Raw genomic sequence first — 22,305 nt, forward strand, 5'->3', positions numbered from 1 at the left:
CAGAACCGGCCTCGGCGCCCCCGTGGCGGCTCCGTCGGGGGGGGGGGGGGGGGGGGCCCCCCCCCCCCCCCCCCCCGCCGCTCCCTGTCCCACGACCCTCCCGGGAAGCCCGAAATGATCAGATATCTCATCCGTCGGTTCCTGTCAGCCGCTCTCGTCATGCTCGTCGTGACGTTCCTCATGTACGTGCTGATCGATCTCGCGATCGACCCGCTGGAAGATCTGCGGACCTCGACGTCACCGAACGCGGCCCAGCTGATGGAGAACCGCATCCGCAATCTCCAGCTCGACGTCCCCTCACCCATCCGCTACTTCTGGTGGCTCACCGGAGTCGGCGGCTGCCTCATCGGCCAGTGCGACCTCGGCTCATCCTGGCTGACCGGCCAGGCCGTGACGAGCATGCTGCAGGGCGCGATTCTGAACTCCGTCAAGCTCGTCTTCGTCGCCACCTTCGTCTCGATCATCCTCGGCGTCACTGTCGGCCTCGTCTCGGCCATCCGCCAGTACACCGGCTTCGACTACGCCATCACCTTCATCACCTTCCTGCTGTACTCGCTGCCCGTCTTCTGGGTGGCCGTGCTCCTCAAGCAGTACGGCGCGATCGAATTCAACAACTTCCTGCGCGACCCCGAGGTCAACTGGCTGGCGCTGGTCGTCATCTCGCTGATCGCAGGCGCCTTCTGGATGGGCGCGATGGGCGGCAGCGGACGGCGCCGCTACATCAACCTCGCCGCGGGCACGATCGTCACGTTCACGCTGCTTGCGTTCCTCTTCGGCTCCAACTGGCTGCTGCAGCCCGGCATCGGACTCATCGGCGTGACCGTGACGTCGCTTGCCGCTGCGGTGCTCGTGACCCACCTGTCGACCGGCCTGCACAACAAGCGCGCTTTCTACGCCGCCCTCACGACAGCCGTGCTCGGCGGAGTGTTCTACTACGCGATGCAGTGGTTCTTCTACTTCGTACCGGCGAACTGGTTCATCATCCTCGGCCTGTTCGTCGTCGCGATCCTCGTCGGCGTCGGTGTCGGCTTCGCCTTCGGCGGACCCGACAAGGGCGCTTCGGCCCGCACCGCAGCAATCGTCGCGATCATCGCCTCACTGCTCGTCTTCGTCGACCGCAATATGCAGGTGTGGTCGAACTACTCGAACCTGCCGCAGATCCGCGGCAGGCCGATCGCCACGATCGGTGCGTCCAGCCCTGGGCTGCAGGGCGACTTCTGGATCCAGACCGTCGACAGCTTCACACATTTGCTGCTGCCCTCGATCGCCCTCGTGCTCATCTCCTTCGCCACCTACACCCGCTACTCGCGCGGATCGATGCTCGAAGTGATGAACCAGGACTACATCCGCACCGCACGCGCCAAGGGCCTGACCGAGCGCACCGTCATCATGCGCCACGCACTGCGCAATGCGCTGCTGCCGTTGGCCTCAATCGTGCCGGTCGACATCATCACGCTCATCGGCGGTGCTGTGCTGACCGAGACGATCTTCGGCTGGGCCGGCATGGGCAGAATGTTCGTCGACTCGCTCGGCAAGGCCGATATCGATCCCGTGATGGCCTACATCCTCATCACCGGAATACTCGCAGTCGTGGCGAACATCGTCGCCGACTTCGTCTACGCCATCCTCGACCCAAGGATTCGGGTGAACGCATGACCACCTCACTTCCTGATCCCTCGAAGCACGAGGACACACACACCCTCGAAGGCGACAATGCCATCGAGGCCCAGGAGACCGCCGGCCTGTCGCAGGGCCAGATCGTCTGGCGCCGCTTCATCCGGCACAAAGGCGCGCTCAGCGGACTCGCCGTCGTGCTGCTCATCGCGATCCTGGCCTACTCGTCCGTTGGCTTCGGCCCGGTCCCGGGCTGGTGGAAGTTCAACCACTACAACACCAACGACGTCCTCAACGGCGGTACGCCGACCTGGCAGCTGTCGAACATCTTCTCCTTCGGAGAGCATCCGTTCGGACAGGACGACATCGGCCGCGACAACTTCGCCCGCGTCATGAAGGGCACCCAGATCTCGATCATGGTGATGCTCGTCATGGGTGCGATCTCGCTTGTCGTCGGTGTGGTCATCGGTTCGCTGGCCGGCTATTACCGCAAGCGCGTCGACGATGTGCTCATGCGTCTGACCGACCTGTTCATCACCCTGCCGGTCATCGTCGTCGGCGCTGTGCTCGGTGTGCTCGCCGGCAAGTACTCCTCGCCGCTGCTGCTGGCGATCTGCCTGGGTCTCATCCTGTGGCCGGGCCTGGCGCGTCTGGTCCGCGGTGACTTCCTGTCGCTGCGTGAACGCGAGTTCGTCGACTCGGCACGTGTGGCCGGGGCCAGCGACTTCCGCATCATCTTCAAGCACATGCTGCCCAATGCGATGGGTGTCATCATCGTCAACACGACGCTGCTCATGAGCCAGGCGATCGTGCTCGAAACCGCCCTGTCCTTCCTGGGCTTCGGCGTCAGCGCCCCGGACGTCTCCCTCGGCCAGCTCATCAACGAGTACCAGAGCTCCTTCTCCACCCGTCCTTGGCTGTTCTGGTGGCCGGGTCTGTTCATCATCATCATCGCGCTGTGCGTCAACTTCATCGGCGACGGCCTCCGCGATGCCTTCGACCCACGTCAGAAGCGCATCCCGTCGAAGAAGGAGATGCTCAAGGCGCAGATCCGCACGCCGGAGCGCACCGAAGAGGAGGCAGCAGCCGCTGTCACCACCGGTGCCGGCGCCACCGGCATGCCGTTCGCTGAAGGCACGCCAGCACAGGGACCGGACCATCCCGGGCCAGCAGGCACCGTCAACACCCATGACGACCCCGGTGAGACTGGGGACGAACACGACGGCAAGCCGCGGCGCTAGGAGGGCAGATATGACTGAGAACACCACGAACACCCCTGCCCAGCGGCGGCCGGGCGGCTCACACGCCGCCACCGGCGCTGGGCCCACCGCTGCGGACACGCAGAGCGCAGCCACCGCCTCGGGAACGGGGCGCGAACGCACCGGCGGCGAGCCGATCCTGTCCGTCACCGATCTGGGAGTGAACTTCTGGGTCGGCGGCGAATGGTTCACCGCCGCAGAGGGCCTGAACTACGAGCTCTACCCCGGTGAGGTGCTCGCCATCGTCGGCGAGTCCGGCTCAGGCAAATCGCAGTCCTCGATGTCGCTCATCGGACTGCTGCCTAAGAACGGACTGGCAACCGGCAGCGCCAAGCTCGACGGGCGTGAGCTCGTCGACATGCCGATGGCGCAGATGCAGCGCATCCGCGGCAAGGAGATCTCGGTGATCTTCCAGGAGCCGATGACCGCTCTCAACCCGGTCTACACCTGCGGCTTCCAGATCGTCGAGACTCTGCGCACTCATTTCGATATGGGGCCCTCGGCTGCCAAGGAACGGGCGCTCGAGCTCATGCGGCTCGTCGACATCCCCGAACCGGAGCGCCGGTTCGACTCCTTCCCGCACCAGCTCTCGGGTGGCCAGCGGCAGCGCATCATGATCGCCCAGGCTCTGGCCTGCGATCCGCGTCTGCTCATCGCCGATGAGCCGACGACCGCGCTCGATGTCACGGTGCAGGCGGAGATCCTCAAGCTCATGCGCGATCTGCGTGAGCGGATCGACTCCGGCATCATCCTCATCACGCACGACATGGGGGTCGTCGCCGATATGGCCGACCGCATCCTCGTGATGAAGAGCGGACGGGTCGTCGAAACCGGCACCGCCGATGAGATCTTCTACAACCCGCAGCACCCCTACACCAAGCAGCTGCTTGACTCGGTACCGCACCTGGGTGAGAAGGAAGAGCGTGTCTTCGGCGATTCCGTCGACGACGTCAAGGAGGCTGCCACGCCGGAGCTGGCCGATCGCAATTGGGTGCCGGCCGGCATCACGCTGGAATCGACTGAGACGATCGCGCACCCGGATGAGAGCTTCGATTCGACCGAAACGCCGGCGCTCAAGCTCACCGACGCTGCGATCGAGTACCCGAAGATCGGCCGCACGCCGGCCTTCCGGGCCGCCCACGACATCAACCTGTCAGTGGCTCCCGGCGAGGTCGTCGGCCTGGTCGGCGAATCAGGTTCGGGCAAGACGACGATCGGCCGTGCCGCACTCGGTCTGCTGCCGGTCGTCGAAGGCTCCCTGGAGATCAACGGCACCGACATCACGAACATGAGCAACCGGCAGCTGCGGCCCCTGCGCCGCGACGTCGGCATCGTGTTCCAGGACCCGGGGTCGTCGCTCAATCCGCGACTGCCGGTCGGCGAATCGATCGGTGAGCCGATCTTCCTGCACGAGAAGCTCAAGGGATCAGCGCTCAACAAGCGTGTGGAGGCACTGCTCGATTCGGTCGAGCTGCCGACCTCGATGCGCAACCGCTACCCGCATGAGCTCTCCGGCGGCCAGCGTCAGCGCATCGGCATCGCCCGTGCGCTGGCGCTGCAGCCCAAGCTGCTCATCGCCGATGAGCCGACCTCGGCTCTCGACGTCTCCGTACAGGCCAAGGTGCTGGAGCTGTTCCAGCAGCTGCAGCGTGAGCAGGGATTCGCCTGTCTGTTCATCTCCCACGACCTCGCCGTCGTCGAGATGCTGGCCCGCCGCGTGGCGGTCATGCGCCACGGCTACCTCGTCGAGGTCGGCAACTCCAGCGACATCGTCGCCGACCCGGTGCACCCGTATACGCAGCGCCTGCTCGCTGCCGTGCCGGTGCCCGATCCGAACGAGCAGCGCCGTCGCCGCGCAGCCCGCGATGCGATGATCTCCGCCACCCGCGAGGACTGAGCCGCACGCACCGCGCACGAAGCGGAGGGAGACCGGCACCGGTCTCCCTCCGCAGCACCCCGGCGCTCCAGGTGACCAGCGCCTCGGGCGCGGCGGGCGGGCGCACTGGGACCCTGCCACTCAGCGACCGGCGCGGCGACGGAGCAGGCAGGGCAACCGCGCTGCCCGCACACACAGACGACGCCGGGGCAAAGCTGCTGCTTCGCCCCGGCGCCGCGGGCTGTGAACCCTACCTTTGTGAGTATCCCTCGTGTGTCACCCCGCGAGGGAACGGGGGACCGTCAGATGAGAGACGACATTCTCATCACTTGTGGCCGTACTCCAGTTTGTAGTAGTCCAGCGCGTCGGGCACCGGCTGGAAGTACGAGGACCCGTCAACGTAGCCGCCGTTGAAGCCGCAGTCCTGTCCGGCAGGTCCGCCGGAGGTCATGCCCACGGCCTGGTTGCCGGCGGTGTAGGCGCCACCGGAGTCACCGCCAGCGGTGCAGACGGTCGACTCGCCGAGCCCGGAGACCTGGGCGATGTCGCGGCCCTGCGAATCGGAGTAGTTCACGGTGGCGTTGTAGCCGGTGACCTCACCGCAGGTGACACCGGAGGTCGCGCCGGTGCGGCACAGCTCGGTGCCGATCGGGGCCTGCCACGCGCCTTCTTCAGCGTTGGTGATGCCGTGGTCTGAGCCGTAGGTGTTGGCCTCGGTGCTGACCTCATTGCCGTCGCCCAGGACAACGTATCCGATGTCGCGGTCCGGCTGGCCGTCGTAGGACTTGAAGGCAGTCTCACCGTAGGAGCCGAAGTCCTGGCCCTCCACCGTGAAGCTGTCCTGATTCTCGATGCAGTGACCGGCCCACACCATGACGTGGTTGCCCTCACCGTCGGTGGCAGGGAATCCAGCCGAGCAGTAGCCGCCGCCCAGGCCGATCTTGTCGCCGCCCTTGGCAGTGGCGTGCAGCTCGTTGCGCTCACCCTTCTGGACGGTGACCGCGTCGCCGTATTCGGCGGCCTTGTCGAGCACGGCGGTGTCGGCCTTCGGGTCGGTGACGGTGACGACGACGGCGTCGTCAGCGATGCGCGGGGCGACGGAGACGACACCGGCGTCAGCGGTGGCGAGCTCCGCTAGCGCATCGGCGATGTCATTGAGCTTGCTCTCGCCGTTGGCGGCGTCGCGGACTTCGAAGCCGGCAGCTTCGGCGGCCTTGGCGGCCTGCGATCCGGCAGGGGCCTGCAGGACGAGCTTGTTCTCGTCGTTGAAGAACGCGCCGTCGTACGTGTTGCCGGCCTGCACGAGGTCGTAGTAGTCGTTGTTCTGCGTGAACTGCGCCTGCAGGTGGTCCGTCTGGGCTGCGACCGTGCGGCCCGAGGACTCGGCCATGATCTTCAGCTCCTTGTCGCTGAAGTCGGCCTCGACCTTCTTGACTGCCGGGGACTTCTGGATGGCCGTATCGGCCGCTCCTCCCGGTGCCGCGAGAGCCGGCATCGACGCTCCCATTCCTGCAAAGGCCAGCGAGCCGACGAGGGCCGCGTGGACGAACGTGCGTTTCACGAGTCTTCTCCTTGTGAGAGTCGTTCAGGTTGGTGCTCTCACTCTTCCGAGATCCCACCGGTGGCGATATTGCGCCTTGGTCAAAAGACGATGGACCAACGGCATAGCGTCCCGCTCCCGATGCGGCGGGCCAGGGATGCCCTCAGCCTCTTGTGACCGTGTGGTCAGACGGCATACAGGTTCGCCTACCCCGCTCCCAGGCGCCGGACAGCCGGCGTTCAGACTTCGCTAAGACATATGGCCACCTCACTCTCCGATCGTCGTAGGTGCGCGGCGGCGGCTGGCAGAAGTTTTTCTGCCGAAGGGATGTCAGGTGCGCTGTGGGCGCTGAGAAGCGCTGGGGCGAATCATGCGATTCGTCCCAGCATCCCGGGTCACCACGCCCGTGCCTTTGTGAGCAGCTGCCTCCGGTTCAGCCCTGCGGAGGCCCAGGGAGATCGATCCGCTGTGGTCGTAGCGCAGGTCGTAGTATTCCAGTGCATCCTGTACCGCTGTAAGCAGGAGGAGCCCCCATGTATCCGCCGTTGAAGCACCACCGGTTCGGCCAGCCGCCGGTGGTCATGCGGACTGCGTAACCGCCGGCGGAGTGGGCGCCGCCGGGAACACCGGGCGCGGTGTGCACCGGGGAGGCTGAGAGACCGGAGACCTGGGCGACCGCACGACCCTGGTCGGCGGTCGCCGCTGGGAAACCGGCTGAGCAGGCCGGCTGCTGGCTGGACGGCGAGTTCGCTGTGCTCATTGAAGAATGCGCCGCCGACGTCACTGGCCTTCTGCGAGAGCTGGTAGCGATTGCTGCTCTGCCCGGCCCGGTCTCCGACGCATTCGCGCTGTTCGCTGACCGTGCGGCCTGAGGTTTCGGCCATGACCTGCAGCGGTGCCGGTGCGTCAGCCGCACAGCGTGGGCGGGGGGGATCCGTGTGGTGGCCAGAATCGGCCTCAGGCACTCCTCTCGCCGCCGGCTTGTTCGGTCCATGAGCTACGACGAAAGTCGTATTGGCTCACGTCACAGCGGCAGGCATGATGGAGTCATGAAGAAATCACTCGGCCTGACGCTCGCGGCAGCTGTCATGCTGTCCTTTGGAACCGTTGCTCCTGCTGCGGCTGTGCAGGCAAAACCCGCCCCTGACTATCCCAGTATCTGCCTGGTGTGGAAAGTCGCCCAGCTCTGCTCGAATGTGAAGCCGCCCAAGGGCTGAGGCTTCCCAACCTTTGCGCCGCGCACTCGCTGCCTACGCAGCAGGTGCGCGGTCGTTTCAGTGTCCGATGCGGGCCTTGACGGTGTAGTACCATCAAGCAATGGCCGACGTACGGGAGAACAGGTCCTTGATTCGGCGAGTGAGTTCGCGCACCCAGCTCGGGCAGTACGGCGTCCCCATTCTCCTGACGCTCCTGCTTGTCGGCCTCGGGATCATGGATGCGACCCAGGTCGAGAGTGCTGATTTTCCGCTCATTCCGCTTACCTTGCTCGGCATCGGCATGGTTGCCATTCCCTTGTCGCCATGGGTCATGGTCGCAGCCGTCGCCTGCGCGGGCGCCTACCTCTTCATCACCAATACGACCTTTCTGGGTATCGCGAGCATGCTCCTGCCGGTCATCGTCGCCTACTTCGTCGCCCGCGGCTTCGTCAAGCCGGCATTCGCGCTCAGCGGCCTGTTCGTCATCTCCGCGATGGCACCAGGTCTTCACGGGTATGACGCCTCGATCATCGTATCCTCACTGGTCTTCTGGAGCGTCGTGTTTGCATTGGCGCTCGGTGCTGGAGGCGTCATCCGTTTTCTGCTTGCTCGCGAGGAAGCGGCTGTCGAACAGAACCGAAAGGCACTGGATGAGCTCAGCGATCAGCTTTCGCGCGATCTTCACGACTCTGTCGGTGGAGTGCTCACACGCGTATCCCTGCTCGCCCAGCAGGCTCGTGCGAGTGGCGGGGGCAAGGCAGCGGAGAATCTCGATCTCATCGTCGCCGAAACCCATGCCGCCAGCAGTGAAGTCCGGCTGCTGCTTCGCCGGCTCAGAGATGTCGACGACTTGATCCGCAGCGACGGAGGGGTAGAGTCGGGGTCCGACGTTCCGCGCTCGGCCAGGAAGGCGGCGACGGGCACACGCGCCAGCGACCCTGTTGTCGCGCACGGCCCGATGACGGTCCGGCAGCTGCTGCGATCCTATTCCGACCGGCTGCGCATCTACGGCTTCGCGGTCGAAAGCGCCGTCGAACCGCAGGCGGCCGAGGCCTTGGAGCAGTACATCCGGCTGCTCGGCAGACTGCTGGATGAGAGCATCCTCAACACCATCAAATACGCGTCACCTGATGAGCCCGTGCATGCGGTGTTCACGCGGTCCGAAACGCACGTCAAAGTCGTGCTGAGCAACACCGAATCTCCGGAGGGCAATCCCAACCCTGCCGACAGCTCAGGTCTGGGCTTGGCAAATCTCGCCCGCGATATCGAGGCCGCAGGGGGTATCCTGACTACTGGCCGGCTCACACCGCCGGTCGTCGAAGGCGCTGAGGCCCCGGGCTCGCAGTGGCAGCTCTGCGTCGAACTCCCCGCAGCACCAGCTGGGCAACCCACGCCCAACACGGAGGTAACGAGTGACAATCGTTGAACCCTACGACCGCATCAGGGTCATCATCACCGATGACGATGCCTTCACTCGAGACGCCATCGCCGAACTGCTCGGCAACGACGCCGCCATCAGCGTCGACTCCACATTCTCCGACGGAGCAGAGATGCTCGCCGCCGTCGAGCCACTCGGCCGCGAAGCCGTCAAGAGCATCGATGTCATCCTCTGCGACATCTCGATGCTCGAGGTCGGAGGCATCGAGGCGACCCGTCGCCTGCGCGCCGCCGGGGTGCGTGTGCCGATCATCCTGCTGACATCTTTCGACAGCGAAGAGAACCTCATCCAGGCACTTGCCGCAGGTGCCAACGGCTACCTCATCAAGACGGCCGATGTCGTGCAGATTCGCTCGGCGATCGACGCCGTGCTCAGCGGCACCGCCGTCATCTCACCGGACGCTGCAGGCTTCGGCGCCACCATCACCCACGAGCCAGCAGCCGCCGGCAGCCCGGCAGAGGAGATCGCCCGGCTCGGCCTGACCGATCGGGAGGAGGGCGTGCTCTACCTGCTCTGCCAGGGACTGTCGAACCACGAGATCGCCCGCAAGCTCGACATTCGCGAAGGCACTGTCAAAGTGCACGTCACCTCGATCATGCGCAAATTCAACGTCCGCTCGCGGCTTGAGCTCGTCGTCGAGGCATTCAACTCGAGAATCGTCTCACCCGAAGGCGTGCACTGAGCATCTTCGAGTGCAGGGCACTGCCTGCCGGGCCCCTATAATGGTGTGTTGGGTCAGAGCCCGTGAAAGGTGCGCGGAGACCTCACCCGCCTGTGCTCCCACCGGGGCGCGGGCCGCACACAATTCTTGAGGATGTTGATGACAGAACACACCGCACGCCGCCTCGATCGCCGCAATATCGCGATCGTCGCCCACGTCGACCACGGCAAGACGACCCTGGTCGATGCGATGCTCAAACAGACCGGAGCGTTCGGCGACCACGGCGAAGTGCAGGACCGCGTCATGGACTCCGGCGACCTCGAGCGCGAAAAGGGCATCACGATCCTGGCGAAGAACACCGCCGTGCGCTACGCAGGACCGTCCGCCGCCGACGGTCCGCTGACCATCAACGTCATCGACACCCCCGGCCACGCCGACTTCGGCGGTGAGGTCGAACGCGGCCTGTCCATGGTCGACGGTGTAGTGCTGCTCGTCGACGCCTCGGAAGGACCGCTGCCGCAGACCCGATTCGTGCTGCGCAAGGCGCTGGCGGCGAACCTGCCGGTCATCATCGTCATCAACAAGACAGACCGCGCCGATGCCCGCATCGCCGAAGTCGTCGACGAAGCCCAGGACCTCCTGCTCGGCCTGGCCAGCGACCTGGCAGAGGAGCAGCCCGACCTTGACGTCGATGCCGTGCTCGACGTGCCCGTCGTCTACGCCGCAGCCAAGGTCGCCCGCGCCTCTCTGCGCCGGCCCGCCGATGGCGATGTGCCCGACAACGACGACCTCGAACCGCTGTTCTCCACCATCCTGGAGCACATCCCGGCCCCGGCTTACAACGATGACGGAGTGCTCCAGGCACACGTCACCAACCTCGACGCCTCACCGTTCCTCGGCCGCCTGGCGCTGCTGCGCATCTACGGCGGCACCCTGAGGAAAGGCCAGCAGGTGGCCTGGGCTCGCGGCAGCGGAGACATCGGCCAGGCCAAGGTCACCGAGCTGCTCGAAACCAAGGGCCTCCAACGCGTCCCGGCAGAAGAAGCCTCAGCTGGCGACATCGTCGCCATCGCCGGCATCCCCGACATCATGATCGGCGACACCATCACCGATCTGGAGGATCCGCGCCCGATGCCGGCGATCGAGATCGACGAACCGGCGATCTCGATGACCATCGGCATCAACACCTCGCCGCTGGCCGGCCGCGAGAAGGGCACCAAGGTCACCGCCCGCATGGTCAAGGACCGTCTCGACTCCGAACTCGTCGGCAACGTCTCGCTGCGCGTGCTGCCCACCGAGCGCCCCGACACCTGGGAAGTCCAGGGCCGAGGCGAACTCGCCCTGGCCGTGCTCGTCGAGCAGATGCGCCGCGAGGGCTTCGAACTCACTGTCGGCAAGCCGCAGGTCGTGACCCAGGAGATCGACGGCGTCCTGCACGAACCGGTCGAGCAGATGACGATCGACGCACCCGAGGAATACCTCGGCGCGATCACCCAGCTCATGGCCTCCCGCAAGGGCCAGATGGAGTCGATCAGCAACCACGGCACCGGCTGGGTGCGCATGGAATTCCGGGTCCCGGCCCGCGGCCTCATCGGCTTCCGCACCCGGTTCCTCACCGAGACCCGCGGCACCGGCATCGCCAACTCCCTGTCAGCCGGCCTGATGCCGTGGGCAGGGGACATCGCCTTCCGCACGACCGGTTCGCTCGTCGCCGACCGGGCCGGTTCGGTCACCCCGTACGCGATGCTCAACCTGCAGGATCGCGGCAGCTTCTTCGTCGAGCCGACCTCTGAGGTCTACGAAGGTCAGGTCGTCGGTGAGAACTCTCGCAATGAGGACATGGACGTCAACGTCACGAAGGAGAAGAAGCTGACGAACATGCGCTCAGCTTCGGCGGACACCTTCGAGAACCTCACCCCGCCGCGGGCGCTGACCCTGGAGGAGAGCCTCGAGTTCGCCAACGACGACGAGTGCGTCGAAGTCACGCCCACGCATGTGCGCATCCGCAAGGTCGTACTCGACCAGAAGGAGCGTCACAAGATCTCGAGCCGCAAGAAGAACTGATCACTGCATGAGTGCCACCCAGACCCTTCCCGCAGCGCAGGCGCGCGTCCTCTTCGTCCACGCTCACCCCGATGACGAGTCGATCATGACCGGTGGGACGATGGCCGCACTTGCCGCCTCCGGTGCTCACGTCGCGCTCGTCACCGCCACCCGCGGTGAGGGCGGTGAGGTGATCGGCGAGCTGCAGGAACGACTGGAGGGCAACCGGGCCGAACTGGCAGCCCACCGGGAGCAGGAGCTCGCCCAGGCGCTTGAGATCCTCGGGGTCAACGACCATGCCTTCCTGGCCGACGGTGAGCGCGGGGGAGCAGACGAGCGCCTGCCTTCTCGCCGGTTCGAGGACTCCGGGATGGCCTGGGGCCCGGACGGGCACGCCGTGCCACCCGATGACATGGTGCCCGAGGCGCTGTGCGCCGCCCCGGTGAGCGAAGCAGCCGGATACCTTGTCAACGTCATCCGCCGGGTGCGTCCGCAGCTTGTCATCACCTACTCCAGCGGCGGCGGCTACGGCCACCCCGACCATGTGCGGATGCACGAGGCGACAGTCGCCGCCTGCCGGCGAGTGGAGGGCACCGCTGACGAGGTGGCCACACTGCTGTTCTTCGACACCCCCGCCGACGCCGCAGCCGACGCCTTCGACCCGCAGGCACCCGGCTTCGACCTCACCGGCTTCGCCTCGGCCGAATCGATCCCGACGATCGCCGCCGAAGCGCCGATCGCCGTCGCCCACGACGTCGACGCCGTCATCGGCGCAAAGAGCCTGGCGATGGCCGCTCACCGCACACAGATCACCGTGGCCGGGCAGTTCTTCGCCCTGTCCAACGGCATCGGTCAGAAGGTCATGGACGTCGAGTGCTACACCGACGCCGCCTATCCGGGCCCCGAACCGGCTCCCTACGCGCTGGTCGACAATGTCCTTGATGCCGTCACCGTCCCAGTCGAGACCCGCGCCTACCCGACTCCGGACGGCTCCGGCACTGACGATGCGACCGCCGCCACCGCCTCGGCAGCGCACGGAGCACCCGGTGCTGCGAGCACCGCCGGAACTGGAGCGGTGACAGCTGCCGGAGCCGGATCGGCGAGAGCTGGCACTGAGTCTCCGGGACGTCCGAAGACCGGTGCGGCAGCGATCATCCATGCGATCCTCGTCGGCCTGCTCATCGGCGTGCTCGGCTCCTTCCAGCACCTCAACGCGACCGCCTGGGAGCTCGGCGGCCAGCAGATCATCGCCCCGTGGGGCTTGGCGCTTGCGCTTGCGCTGAGCACGGCGGGCATGTGGCACATCGCCGGGCTGTACCGGTCGACATCGCTCATGGTGCTGTGCGCGGCGATCATCTGCATGGTGTCGTTCCTGTTCACACAGCAGGGTCTGCTGCCCGGCGCCGACCTCATCGTCGCAGCCTATCTGCGCTCGATCGTCTGGCTCGTCGCACCGATGGGCATCGCCGCCGTGCTCGCGTTCATGCTGCCCTCGCTCAAGGCTCCCAAGCGGTCGTGACACCGACGAAACGGTCGTGACACCGACTCAGCGGACGTGACACCGACGGCCGGGCCGGCAGCCGAGACCGAACTGTAGCAGGATTGTCACCCGGCAGCCGCAGGTCAGCGCAGCGCCACTGGCTATAGTTGCAACGAACGCCCACCCGCTCCGGGCTGCTGCCCGGCCGACATTCGCGAAGTGACTCCATGGCCTCTGACTCCACTTCGGCGCGCGGCCGCCGTACGACGATCATCGCCATCGTCGCCGCCGTCCTCGCCCTCGGCGCTGCTTACGTGGCAACGGCGTTCTTCGCCTCCAACGGCATGCCGCGTCACACGCAGGTCGCCGCGATCGACGTCGGCGGGATGTCCGAGACCGAGGCGAAGCGGACCCTCGACGAGCAGCTCGCACCGCGTGCCGAGGAGCCGATCGAGATCGCCGCAGAGGACAACACCGCGAAGATCGATCCGGCGGATGCCGGGATCGCGCTGGACACCCAGGCGACCGTCAATCGCGGCGCCGGCTTCACTCTCAACCCGGTGCGCATCTACCAGCGGCTGTTCGACGACAACGTCATCGATCCGGTCATCACCGTCGACGAGTCGAAGAAGTCCGTCATTGCGGAAGTCGGCTCGGAGATGTCGACCGAACCCGTCGACGCGACGCTGGACTACGACGAAGACGGCAAGCCGAAGGTCACCGACAGCAGCGACGGCACGGTTGTGACCGCCGATGCGATCCGGGAAGCGATCGAAACGGCATGGCTGCGCGAAGACGGACCGCTGACGGTGGCGGCGCAGGAGAGGGAAGCCGACATCACCACCGCCGAGGCCGAGCGGGCCCGCACGGAGATCGCCGAGCCGGCGATCAGCGATGATGTCACGGTCAGCGCCGACCCCGGTGACCATGAAGACGTGACGGGCGGGACGATCACGGTCTCGCCGGAGACCGTGTCGCAGACGCTGGAGTTCGAGACGAAGGACAGCGACCTGACACCGGTGTTCGACGACAAGCGGCTCAAGCGGCTGGCGCTGGCTGAGAGCCCGCAGGTTGGCCAGGAGATGAAGAACGCCAGCTACGAGATCGTCGACGGGAAACCGAAGGTGGTGCCGAGCGAGAAGGGCATCTCCGTCGACGAGAAGGAGTTCGCTGCCGCAGTGCTGCCGGCGCTGACCTCCGATGACCGCACCGCCGAGGTGACGCTGACCGAGACCGATCCGGAGTTCTCCACCGAGGAGGCCGAGAAGGCCGATGTCGACACCGTCATCTCCGAGTTCGCAACCCCGTACAACTCCGAGCCGAACCGCGACACCAACCTGCGGGTGGCCTCGAAGAAGGTCTCGGGCACTGTGCTGCTGCCTGGTGAGCAGTTCAGCCTCAACGAAACGCTGGGCAAGCGCACCGCAGCCAACGGCTACAAGCCGGCCGGTGTGATCTCCGAAGGTCAGATGAAGACCGACTTCGGCGGCGGTGTCTCCCAGGTGTCGACGACGCTGTTCAACGCGGCCTTCTTCGCCGGCCTCGACCTCGATGAGCATCGCGCGCACTCCCGGTACATCTCCCGCTACCCGGAGGGCCGGGAGACGACCCTGGACTGGACGTCGATCGATCTGAAGTTCACCAACAGCACCGACAAGCCGATGGTGCTCGACATGTATCTCAAGGACGGCGAAGTCCACGCCCGGGTCTTCGGCGTCAAGACCGTCGATGTCGAAGCCGATGCCTCCAGCCGGTTCGCATTCACCTCGCCGAGCACCGTGACCGAATCAGGTCCCTCCTGCTCACCGCAGTCACCGCGGGAAGGCTGGTCGATCACGATCTACCGCACGATCAAGGACCACTCGACCGGCAAGGTCGTGAAGAAGGACGACTTCACCACCGTCTACCGTCCGGTCAACCGCGTGCAGTGCAGGACGGGCGACTGAACGACCCCGAGCACAGCCGTGCCCGGCACCGGAATCACGGTGCCGGGCACGGGTATGCAGGAGCAGGTCAGTCTGCGAACGTGTAGCCGCTGGGATCCTCGCCCAAGTCGATGATCGCAGCGACCGGCCCGCCGCCGTCAGGACCCTGATGGGCAGCAGAGACAGAGACGAACACGGCCGGATCACCGGTCACTGCGGCGGTGACGCCGCCGACAGCGGCCTTGATCTGCCGGTGCCAGTGGACATCGGAGTCATCGAGCATCGCATTGCGGCGGCCGAGCACCGAGCCGTCCTGGCTGGCCTCGCACTTGAGGAACACATTCACGAGACGACCGCCGAGGTCGTCGCGGTGCGGCCGCTCCGGCAGGTCGAGACCGGCATCGGTGATCGCCTCCCAGATCCCGTCGGCATCGAGAGCATGATCCATCACCCCGTGGCCGATCCGGAACCGGCCCCCGATGCCGGGCGCATTGCCGACGACGACCACCTGCGCGCGGTCGAGCTCGACACCGGAGGAGCACGAAGCGACAGCGGAGTACTTCGATCGATCGCGCATGACGTCGTCATCGGTGACGTCGCTGACCTCGCCGAGCGCCTGGGCGATGCCGAGGGCGGTGGTGCCGTTGGAGACGTCCATCGACGTCAGCGTGTCCTCGGTGAAGACGTCGTGACCGCGGGAGCGGGCATCGCGGATCGTGTCGATCGTCAGCAGCGGGGTCTTCGTCTGCACATAGTGGACATCGGCGGTGTCGGTGATGCCGGCGCGCTCCATCGCCGCAGTCACGGCATCGGCGACCTTGTCGACCATGCCGGTGCGGCCGATCTCCTCGGGCAGGATCGGCTCGCTCATCGCGAACCCGACCGACAGCCGTTTGTCATCGACTCCCGGCGCGGCACCGCTGGCAGGGGTGTCCGCCGCCTCGGTGGTGGCGAAGATCGTAGCGTGCGGGCTGATGACGCCGTCGGTGCCGCCGGACCACACGATCGGGATCTCCTTGACCTGCTCCGGCGGGGCGCCCTTGTCGATGAGCGCCTCACGGAAGGCGCGGTCGGCGATGATGCGGGTGTAGTCGTTGACCCCTCCGTTGCCCTCGGTCTTGCCGATGATCGCGATGACGCGCGAGGCATCGAGGATACCGTCGTCGATGAGCTTCGACATCTCCGAAGCATCGGAGACGCTGTGCAGAGGGACTTTCCGGACTTCGATCGGCTGTGGCATGTGGCTGCTCCCAACAGAGTGTCGTTCCCACCCGGCGGGTGATGCCGGAGAGGCTGTCATCGACTGCGCACCGGCGCGCGGCGCCGTCACCGCAGTCCCTGAGTGCCACTCACTGTACTGATCGGAATATGGTGCAGAACACGTCAGATTGCGCCAAGCGGCACCGCATCCATTCGGCAGAAAGTGCTGTGTCAGCGCTGCGGCACGTGCACCTAGCGTGATGTGACACACAACACACCACGACGGCAGGCAGAGTCGCCGGCCGCCGCGCCCGAGGAGAGCCATGCCTGCCCCTGACCCAGAGATCACCCCGCGCTACCGGATCAACGAGATGCCGCCGCTGGGCGAGGCAGTGCTGCTGGGCATCCAGCATGTCCTCGTGATGATGGCGAGCAACGTCACGATCCCCGTCATCCTCGCCACCGCGATCGGCGCCACCACCGGTGAGACCGCCTTCCTCGTCCAGGTCGCGCTGCTCGTCGCCGGGCTCACGACGCTCATGCAGACGATCGGCATCGGCCCGGTCGGCTCTCGGCTGCCGATCGTGCAGGGCACGAGCTTCGGCTTCCTCGTCGTCGCGATCCCGCTCGCAGAGTCCTACGGCATCGCCGCCGTGTTCGGCGGGGCGATCTTCGCCGGTGTCGTGCAGGTGATCCTCGGGATGAGCCTGCGCTGGCTCAAAGCCCTGTTCCCACCGCTCGTCAGCGGCATCGTCGTCCTCGTCATCGGCATCGGACTGCTGCCCACCGGCATGGCACTCTACGCTGGCGGCAGCGGCTCACCGACCTTCGGTTCGTGGACAGACCTCGGCCTGGCCAGTCTGGTGCTCCTCGTCATGCTGCTGTTCTACCGCTTCGGCCGCGGGATCATCGGGGCGGCCTCAGTGCTCTTCGCCCTCATCGTCGGCTACCTGGCAGCGATTCCTCTGGGCCGGGTCGACTTCTCCGCCGTCGGCGACGCGGCCTGGTTCGCCATCCCGGTGCCGCTGAAGTTCGGTCTCGACTTCCCGGCTGCTGCCCTCATCGGCATGGGTGCGATGGCCATCGCCACCGCCGTGGAGACGATCGGGGACCTGTCGGCGATCACCAAGAGCGGTGCTGGACGAGACGTGACCGACAAGGAGCTCTCCGGCGGCGTGATGGCCGACGGCGTGGCGACCGCGTTCGCCTCACTGTTCTCCGCCCTGCCCAACACCTCGTTCGGCCAGAACGTCGGCCTCGTCGCCTTCACCGGCGTCATGAGCCGGCACGTCGTCTCGATCGGCGCCGGATTCCTCATCCTGCTCGGGCTGCTGCCGAAGTTCGCCGCCGCCATCGCCGTCATGCCCTCGGCTGTCATCGGAGGAGCAGCGGTCGTGATGTTCGGAATGCTCATCGGCGCTGGCATCAAACTGCTCGCCGAGACCGCCCTCGACCGCCACGACATGCTCGTCATCGCCGTGTCGATCGGTGTCGGACAGGGGTTTGCGGCCATTCCGGAATCGGTCGATCTGTTCCCGCACACCGCGAAGGTGCTGCTCACCTCGGGCATCGTACCGGCAGCGGCACTGGCGGTGCTCATGAACCTCACCCGCCCCACACCTGCCCGCGGCGGTCACCTCGACGTCGACGTGCCGATCACCGAGAAATCCGATCCGCTGTGGGACGAGGGCACTCGCAGGTCACCAGGCTGAGCGGACGGGCGCCACCCGGCTGATTAGAGGGCCGCCCGGCTGAGCGGACGGGCGCCACCCAGCTGAGCAGAGGGCCGCCCGGCTGAGCAGAGGGCCGCCCGCGTTCACCCTGCCTTGAGAGCGAACCAGTGGCGGTGATGCTCGCGAGCCCCGCGTGCCCGCATGAGTGCGACCGCGGCCTCATTCGATGCAGGCACATCGGCCAGCAGCGAGCGGATCCCCTGCTGGGATGCCGCGGCAGCCGCGGCCTGCACGAGTGCGGTGCCGACGCCGCGGCGCCGGGCAGACGGATGGACGATGAGATGGGACACCACCGCCCACCGGTGGGTGAGTGCGACCCGGATGGTGCCGATGAGAGTCGGCTGACCGGCAGACGGGGCGGCCGCATCCGGCTGCCTCGGCAGGGGACCGGTGATCGCTGAGAGGATGAACATCTGCTCAGCTGAGGTCATGAGAGCAGCGAAGGGTTCGTGGCGCTCCGAGCCCTTCGGGTGCCCCCATGCGTCATAGTGCAGGGCGTGCGGGGCATCCGAGCGCACGATCGACAGCCCAGCCGGGGCAGCGGCGGCGGGATCGGACAGCCCGGCAGCCGCCTCGGCGGTTGCAGCGGTGAGCGCGAGCTGAGGTTCGGACGGGGAGAAACCTGCATCCCGGAACAGGCCGGCGACCTCCCGGCACGGTGCGGCCAGCTCAGCCGCCTCAGCCTCCGAGTAGATCTGGACCATCGGCGACAGGCCGTGCTGGCCGTACCACTGGGAGACCATCTCGAGTGCCTCAGCAGTCTCGACGCCGGGCGGGTCGAGGGGCAGCGCGGCGTTCGCCGCCTCCCTCCCGACCCCGCCGGCAGCCCGCAGCAGCCAGCCGGACTGGACGAATGCCTCGGGACCGGCCGCATCGTCACCGGCGGCCTGCGCGGCATCGCGGTGCAGATTGTCGCGGTTGAGCCACGTGACCTCCGGCGGCAGCCAGGCGTGGGCGGCGACCCGGCGGACATCGGCAGCTGACACGACCTCATGCAGCCGCCCGGCACGCTGCGGGGCCGGGGGCACCTCGTGAGCGAGGATGATGTCCTCCCGCGGCACGCGGACCGGCCCGCGCTTCGTCTCGACGGTCACCGAGGCGTCGTCGACCGCGGTGACCTGACCGAGTGCATCGGAGGCGCCGGAGCCTGCGCGGAACCGCAGGACGACGCGCATGCCGGGACGGGGATCGAACATCTGTGACCTTTTCGACGGTGGTGTGCCAACCCTCCCAGCCTATAAGGGAGTACCCTGGAGAAAGGACTTTTCGCATCGAAGCTGACTCAAGGAGACTGACAGTGACGTATGTCATCGCACAACCGTGCGTCGATCTCAAGGACAAGGCGTGCATCGACGAATGCCCCGTCGACTGCATCTACGAAGGCGAACGGTCGCTCTACATCCACCCCGACGAATGCGTCGACTGCGGCGCCTGCGAACCCGTCTGCCCGGTCGAGGCGATCTACTACGAAGACGACGTCCCCGAGGAGTGGGCGGACTACTACACCGCCAATGTCGAGTTCTTCGACGAGATCGGCTCACCCGGCGGTGCTGCCAAGCTCGGCAACACCGGTCTCGACCATCCGATCATCAAGGCGCTGCCGCCGCAGAACCACGACGAGTAAGAATCCATGTACGGACTCCAGCTGCCGGATTACCCCTGGGACACCCTGACCCCGTACCGACAGCGTGCTGCCGCACATCCTGGTGGGGTGTGCGACCTGTCGATCGGCACGCCGGTCGACCCCACCCCCGAGGTGATCCGCCAGGCGCTGCGGGAGGCCGCCGACGCCCACGGCTATCCGACAACCGCCGGCACCGACGCGCTGCGCGAGGCGATCGCCTGGTGGTCTGCCCAGTGGCGCGGTGTGACCGTCGATCCCGCCACCGAGGTGCTGCCGACGGTCGGGTCGAAGGAGCTCGTCGCCTGGCTGCCGACGCTGCTCGGGCTGTCGGCTCGGGGAGCGTCTGGTCTGGAGCGGCCCGTGGCTGTCGCCTGCCCGTCGCAGGCCTACCCGACCTATGAGATGGGTGCCCGGCTGGCAGGCGTCGAGTGCGTCCGCCTCGATGCCGCTGACATCCTCGCCGGTGCCTCCTTGGAGGGGATCGGGCTGCTGTGGCTCAACTCGCCGGGCAACCCGACCGGCGAGGTGCTCGACACCGACACCCTTGCCGCCGTCGTCGCCCGCGCCCGCGAAGCCGGGGTCATCGTCGCCAGCGACGAATGCTACGCCCTGCTCAACTGGGCCGCCGACACCGCGGCGCCCTCGATCCTCGACCCGGCCGTCACCGGAGGGGAGCACACCGGGTTATTGGCGGTGTACTCGATGTCGAAGCAGTCGAACCTCGCCGGCTACCGGGCGGCATTCGTCACCGGCGATCCGAAGCTCATCCGCAACCTCACCAACTCCCGCAAGCATGCCGGGATGATCCTCCCTGCCCCGATCCAGGCGGCGATGATCGCAGGCCTGCGCGACACCGCCCATGTGCAGGAGCAGAAGGCCCGCTACGCCGCCCGGCGCACGGAGCTGCTGCCGGCAGCCGAGGCGTTCGGGCTGCGCATCGACCACTCGACAGCCGGGCTCTACCTGTGGGCCAGCCGCGATGAGGACTGCTGGGAGACCATCGCAGCGCTCGCCGACCTGGGCATCATCGCCGGGCCCGGCGCCTTCTACGGCGCCGCCGCCGGCCAGCATGTGCGCCTGGCGCTGACAGCGCCCGATGAGCGGATCCAGGCAGCCGCCGCACGCCTGCGCGAGGCCTGAGGCGCAGGCGGCCATCGGCTCCGGACAGGCGGCCACTGCCTCGGGGCTGGGCGCACCGCGCCGCCTGCCGCGCGGGGGAGCGAGGCAGGGTACCAAGCCCAGGTGACAGGCCACCCCGATTTACCCTTGGCCTACCAAAGCCGGTAGTCTCTGATGTGACTGTGAAACAACACTCAGGTCGCTGTGAGCACCCCACGCTCGAATCCCCGGCCGGAGATCAGACATTTCGAGGAGTACATATGGCAGAGGATGCAGTACTGCACATCGACGGCCAGGAGGTCTCCCTCCCTGAGGTGACTGCCACCGAAGGCACGGAAGCTGTGCGGATCGGCTCGTTGCTCAAGGACACCGGGAAGGTCACCTACGATCCCGGCTTCGCCAACACGGCCAACACCTCCTCGGCCATCACCTTCATCGACGGCGACGAGGGCATCCTGCGCTATCGCGGCTACCCGATCGAAGAGCTGACTGAGAAGTCGAACTTCATCGAGGTCTGCTACCTGCTCATCTACGGCGAGCTGCCCACTCAGGAGCAGTACGACGAATTCGACGCCCGTCTGCGTCGCCACACCCTCGTGCACGAGGACCTGCGCCGCTTCTTCACCGCCTTCCCCTACGACGCCCATCCGATGCCGATGGTGTCCTCGGCGATCTCGGCGCTGTCGACCTTCTACCAGGACAACCTCTCCGTCTTCGACGACGAGCAGATCGACCTGTCCACGATCCGCATGCTCGCCAAGATGCCGACGATCGCAGCGATGGCCCACCGCAAGTCCGAGGGCCTGCCGGTGGTCCACCCGGACAACTCGCTCAACCTCGTCGAGAACTTCCTGCGCGTGAACTTCGGCTACCCGTCCGAGCCGTACGAACTCGATCCGCTGGCAGTCAAGGCGATGGACCAGCTGTTCATCCTCCACGCCGACCACGAGCAGAACTGCTCGACCTCGACGGTGCGCCTGGTCGGTTCGGCACAGGCCAACATCTTCCAGTCGATCTCAGCCGGTGTCAACGCTCTGGCCGGCCCGCTGCACGGCGGTGCGAACTCCGCAGTGCTGGAGATGCTCGAGGAGATCCTCGCCTCAGATGACGGCGCGAAGTCGTACATGGAGCGGGTGAAGAACAAGGAGCAGGGCGTCCGCCTCATGGGCTTCGGCCACCGCGTGTACAAAAACTACGATCCGCGTGCAGCGATCATCAAGAAGACCGCCCACGAGATCCTCGAGCGCACCGGCGGCAACGACGAGATGCTCGAACTCGCCCTCAGGCTCGAGGAGATCGCACTGGCCGACGACTACTTCGTCGAGCGCAGCCTGTACCCGAACGTCGACTTCTACACCGGCCTCATCTACAAGGCCCTCGGCTTCCCGACCGACATGTTCACCGTGCTCTTCGCCGTCGGCCGTCTGCCGGGCTGGATCGCGCAGTGGCGTGAGATGATCAACGATCCCGAGACCCGCATCGGCCGCCCGCGCCAGATCTACATCGGCGAGCCGAAGCGCAGCTACACCGACATCAGCGAGCGCTGAGACGCGGTGCACTGACACCGGATACGCGAAAGGGGACAGACCATCTGGTC

At 66.5% G+C, this 22,305-nt stretch carries 16 protein-coding genes; 13 read left to right on the forward strand and 3 right to left on the reverse strand.

Annotated features, from left to right (window positions below; all coding sequences use genetic code 11):
* Positions 1–114 precede the first annotated feature (114 nt).
* Genes M3B11_RS06270 through M3B11_RS06280 form a run of 3 tightly spaced genes read left to right on the forward strand, consistent with a single transcriptional unit; the run spans position 115 to position 4,770 of the window.
* Complete coding sequence (locus tag M3B11_RS06270; protein ID WP_259875882.1) at positions 115–1,656, forward strand: ABC transporter permease; 1,542 nt, start codon at positions 115–117, stop codon at positions 1,654–1,656.
* On the forward strand, positions 1,653–2,855 hold the full coding sequence (locus M3B11_RS06275; RefSeq protein WP_259875884.1) for an ABC transporter permease: 1,203 nt from the start codon (positions 1,653–1,655) through the stop codon (positions 2,853–2,855). The genes M3B11_RS06270 and M3B11_RS06275 overlap by 4 nt, the downstream gene beginning before the upstream one ends.
* Positions 2,856–2,865: 10 nt before the next feature.
* A complete protein-coding gene (locus M3B11_RS06280; RefSeq protein WP_259875885.1) occupies positions 2,866–4,770 on the forward strand; it encodes an ABC transporter ATP-binding protein in 1,905 nt (634 codons plus the stop codon).
* A gap of 304 nt (positions 4,771–5,074) precedes the next feature.
* Here M3B11_RS06280 and M3B11_RS06285 read toward each other — a convergent pair whose 3' ends face one another.
* The gene (locus M3B11_RS06285) at positions 5,075–6,310 is read right to left on the reverse strand and encodes a S1 family peptidase (RefSeq protein ID WP_259875886.1); all 1,236 of its coding nucleotides are present in this window, start codon (positions 6,308–6,310) and stop codon (positions 5,075–5,077) included.
* 1,028 nt (positions 6,311–7,338) lie between these two features.
* Here M3B11_RS06285 and M3B11_RS06290 point away from each other — a divergent pair.
* The 6 genes from M3B11_RS06290 (at position 7,339) to M3B11_RS06315 (ending at position 15,053) form a co-directional block, all read left to right on the forward strand.
* Entirely contained in the window at positions 7,339–7,506 is a 168-nt protein-coding gene (locus tag M3B11_RS06290; protein WP_175294494.1) for a hypothetical protein, read from the forward strand.
* Positions 7,507–7,606: 100 nt separating this feature from the next.
* Entirely contained in the window at positions 7,607–8,911 is a 1,305-nt protein-coding gene (locus tag M3B11_RS06295; RefSeq protein ID WP_259875887.1) for a histidine kinase, read from the forward strand.
* A complete protein-coding gene (locus M3B11_RS06300) occupies positions 8,898–9,605 on the forward strand; it encodes a response regulator transcription factor (protein ID WP_259875888.1) in 708 nt (235 codons plus the stop codon). The genes M3B11_RS06295 and M3B11_RS06300 overlap by 14 nt, the downstream gene beginning before the upstream one ends.
* A 138-nt stretch (positions 9,606–9,743) precedes the next feature.
* Positions 9,744–11,648 carry a translational GTPase TypA gene (gene typA / locus M3B11_RS06305; protein WP_259875890.1) on the forward strand — a complete coding sequence of 635 codons (1,905 nt, stop codon included), beginning with the start codon at positions 9,744–9,746 and terminating at the stop codon, positions 11,646–11,648.
* A gap of 7 nt (positions 11,649–11,655) precedes the next feature.
* Positions 11,656–13,146: a PIG-L family deacetylase gene (locus tag M3B11_RS06310; protein WP_259875891.1), complete on the forward strand. Its 1,491-nt coding sequence runs from the start codon at positions 11,656–11,658 to the stop codon at positions 13,144–13,146.
* Between the two features lie 188 nt (positions 13,147–13,334).
* Complete coding sequence (locus M3B11_RS06315) at positions 13,335–15,053, forward strand: VanW family protein (protein WP_259875892.1); 1,719 nt, start codon at positions 13,335–13,337, stop codon at positions 15,051–15,053.
* A gap of 67 nt (positions 15,054–15,120) precedes the next feature.
* Here the strand turns inward: M3B11_RS06315 and M3B11_RS06320 are convergent, their stop codons facing one another.
* Positions 15,121–16,272, reverse strand: coding sequence for a ring-opening amidohydrolase (locus M3B11_RS06320; protein ID WP_259875893.1), 1,152 nt, complete (start codon positions 16,270–16,272; stop codon positions 15,121–15,123).
* A 283-nt stretch (positions 16,273–16,555) separates the two neighbouring features.
* On the opposite strand from M3B11_RS06320, the gene M3B11_RS06325 reads away from it, so the two are divergent.
* Entirely contained in the window at positions 16,556–17,944 is a 1,389-nt protein-coding gene (locus M3B11_RS06325) for a uracil-xanthine permease family protein (RefSeq protein ID WP_259875895.1), read from the forward strand.
* 104 nt (positions 17,945–18,048) lie between these two features.
* Here the strand turns inward: M3B11_RS06325 and M3B11_RS06330 are convergent, their stop codons facing one another.
* On the reverse strand, positions 18,049–19,161 hold the full coding sequence (locus M3B11_RS06330; RefSeq protein WP_259875897.1) for an N-acetyltransferase: 1,113 nt from the start codon (positions 19,159–19,161) through the stop codon (positions 18,049–18,051).
* 101 nt (positions 19,162–19,262) lie between these two features.
* Here M3B11_RS06330 and fdxA point away from each other — a divergent pair, with 101 nt between their 5' ends.
* From fdxA to M3B11_RS06345, 3 genes are all read left to right on the forward strand, one after another.
* Complete coding sequence (gene fdxA, locus M3B11_RS06335; protein ID WP_170273914.1) at positions 19,263–19,589, forward strand: ferredoxin; 327 nt, start codon at positions 19,263–19,265, stop codon at positions 19,587–19,589.
* Between the two features lie 6 nt (positions 19,590–19,595).
* On the forward strand, positions 19,596–20,729 hold the full coding sequence (gene dapC, locus M3B11_RS06340) for a succinyldiaminopimelate transaminase (RefSeq protein WP_259875898.1): 1,134 nt from the start codon (positions 19,596–19,598) through the stop codon (positions 20,727–20,729).
* Positions 20,730–20,968: 239 nt separating this feature from the next.
* Positions 20,969–22,255, forward strand: a complete 1,287-nt coding sequence (locus tag M3B11_RS06345; RefSeq protein WP_259875899.1) for a citrate synthase — start codon at positions 20,969–20,971, stop codon at positions 22,253–22,255.
* Positions 22,256–22,305 lie beyond the last annotated feature (50 nt).

It is taken from the genome of Brevibacterium sp. p3-SID960, from assembly GCF_025144725.1.
GTDB lineage: Bacteria > Actinomycetota > Actinomycetes > Actinomycetales > Brevibacteriaceae > Brevibacterium.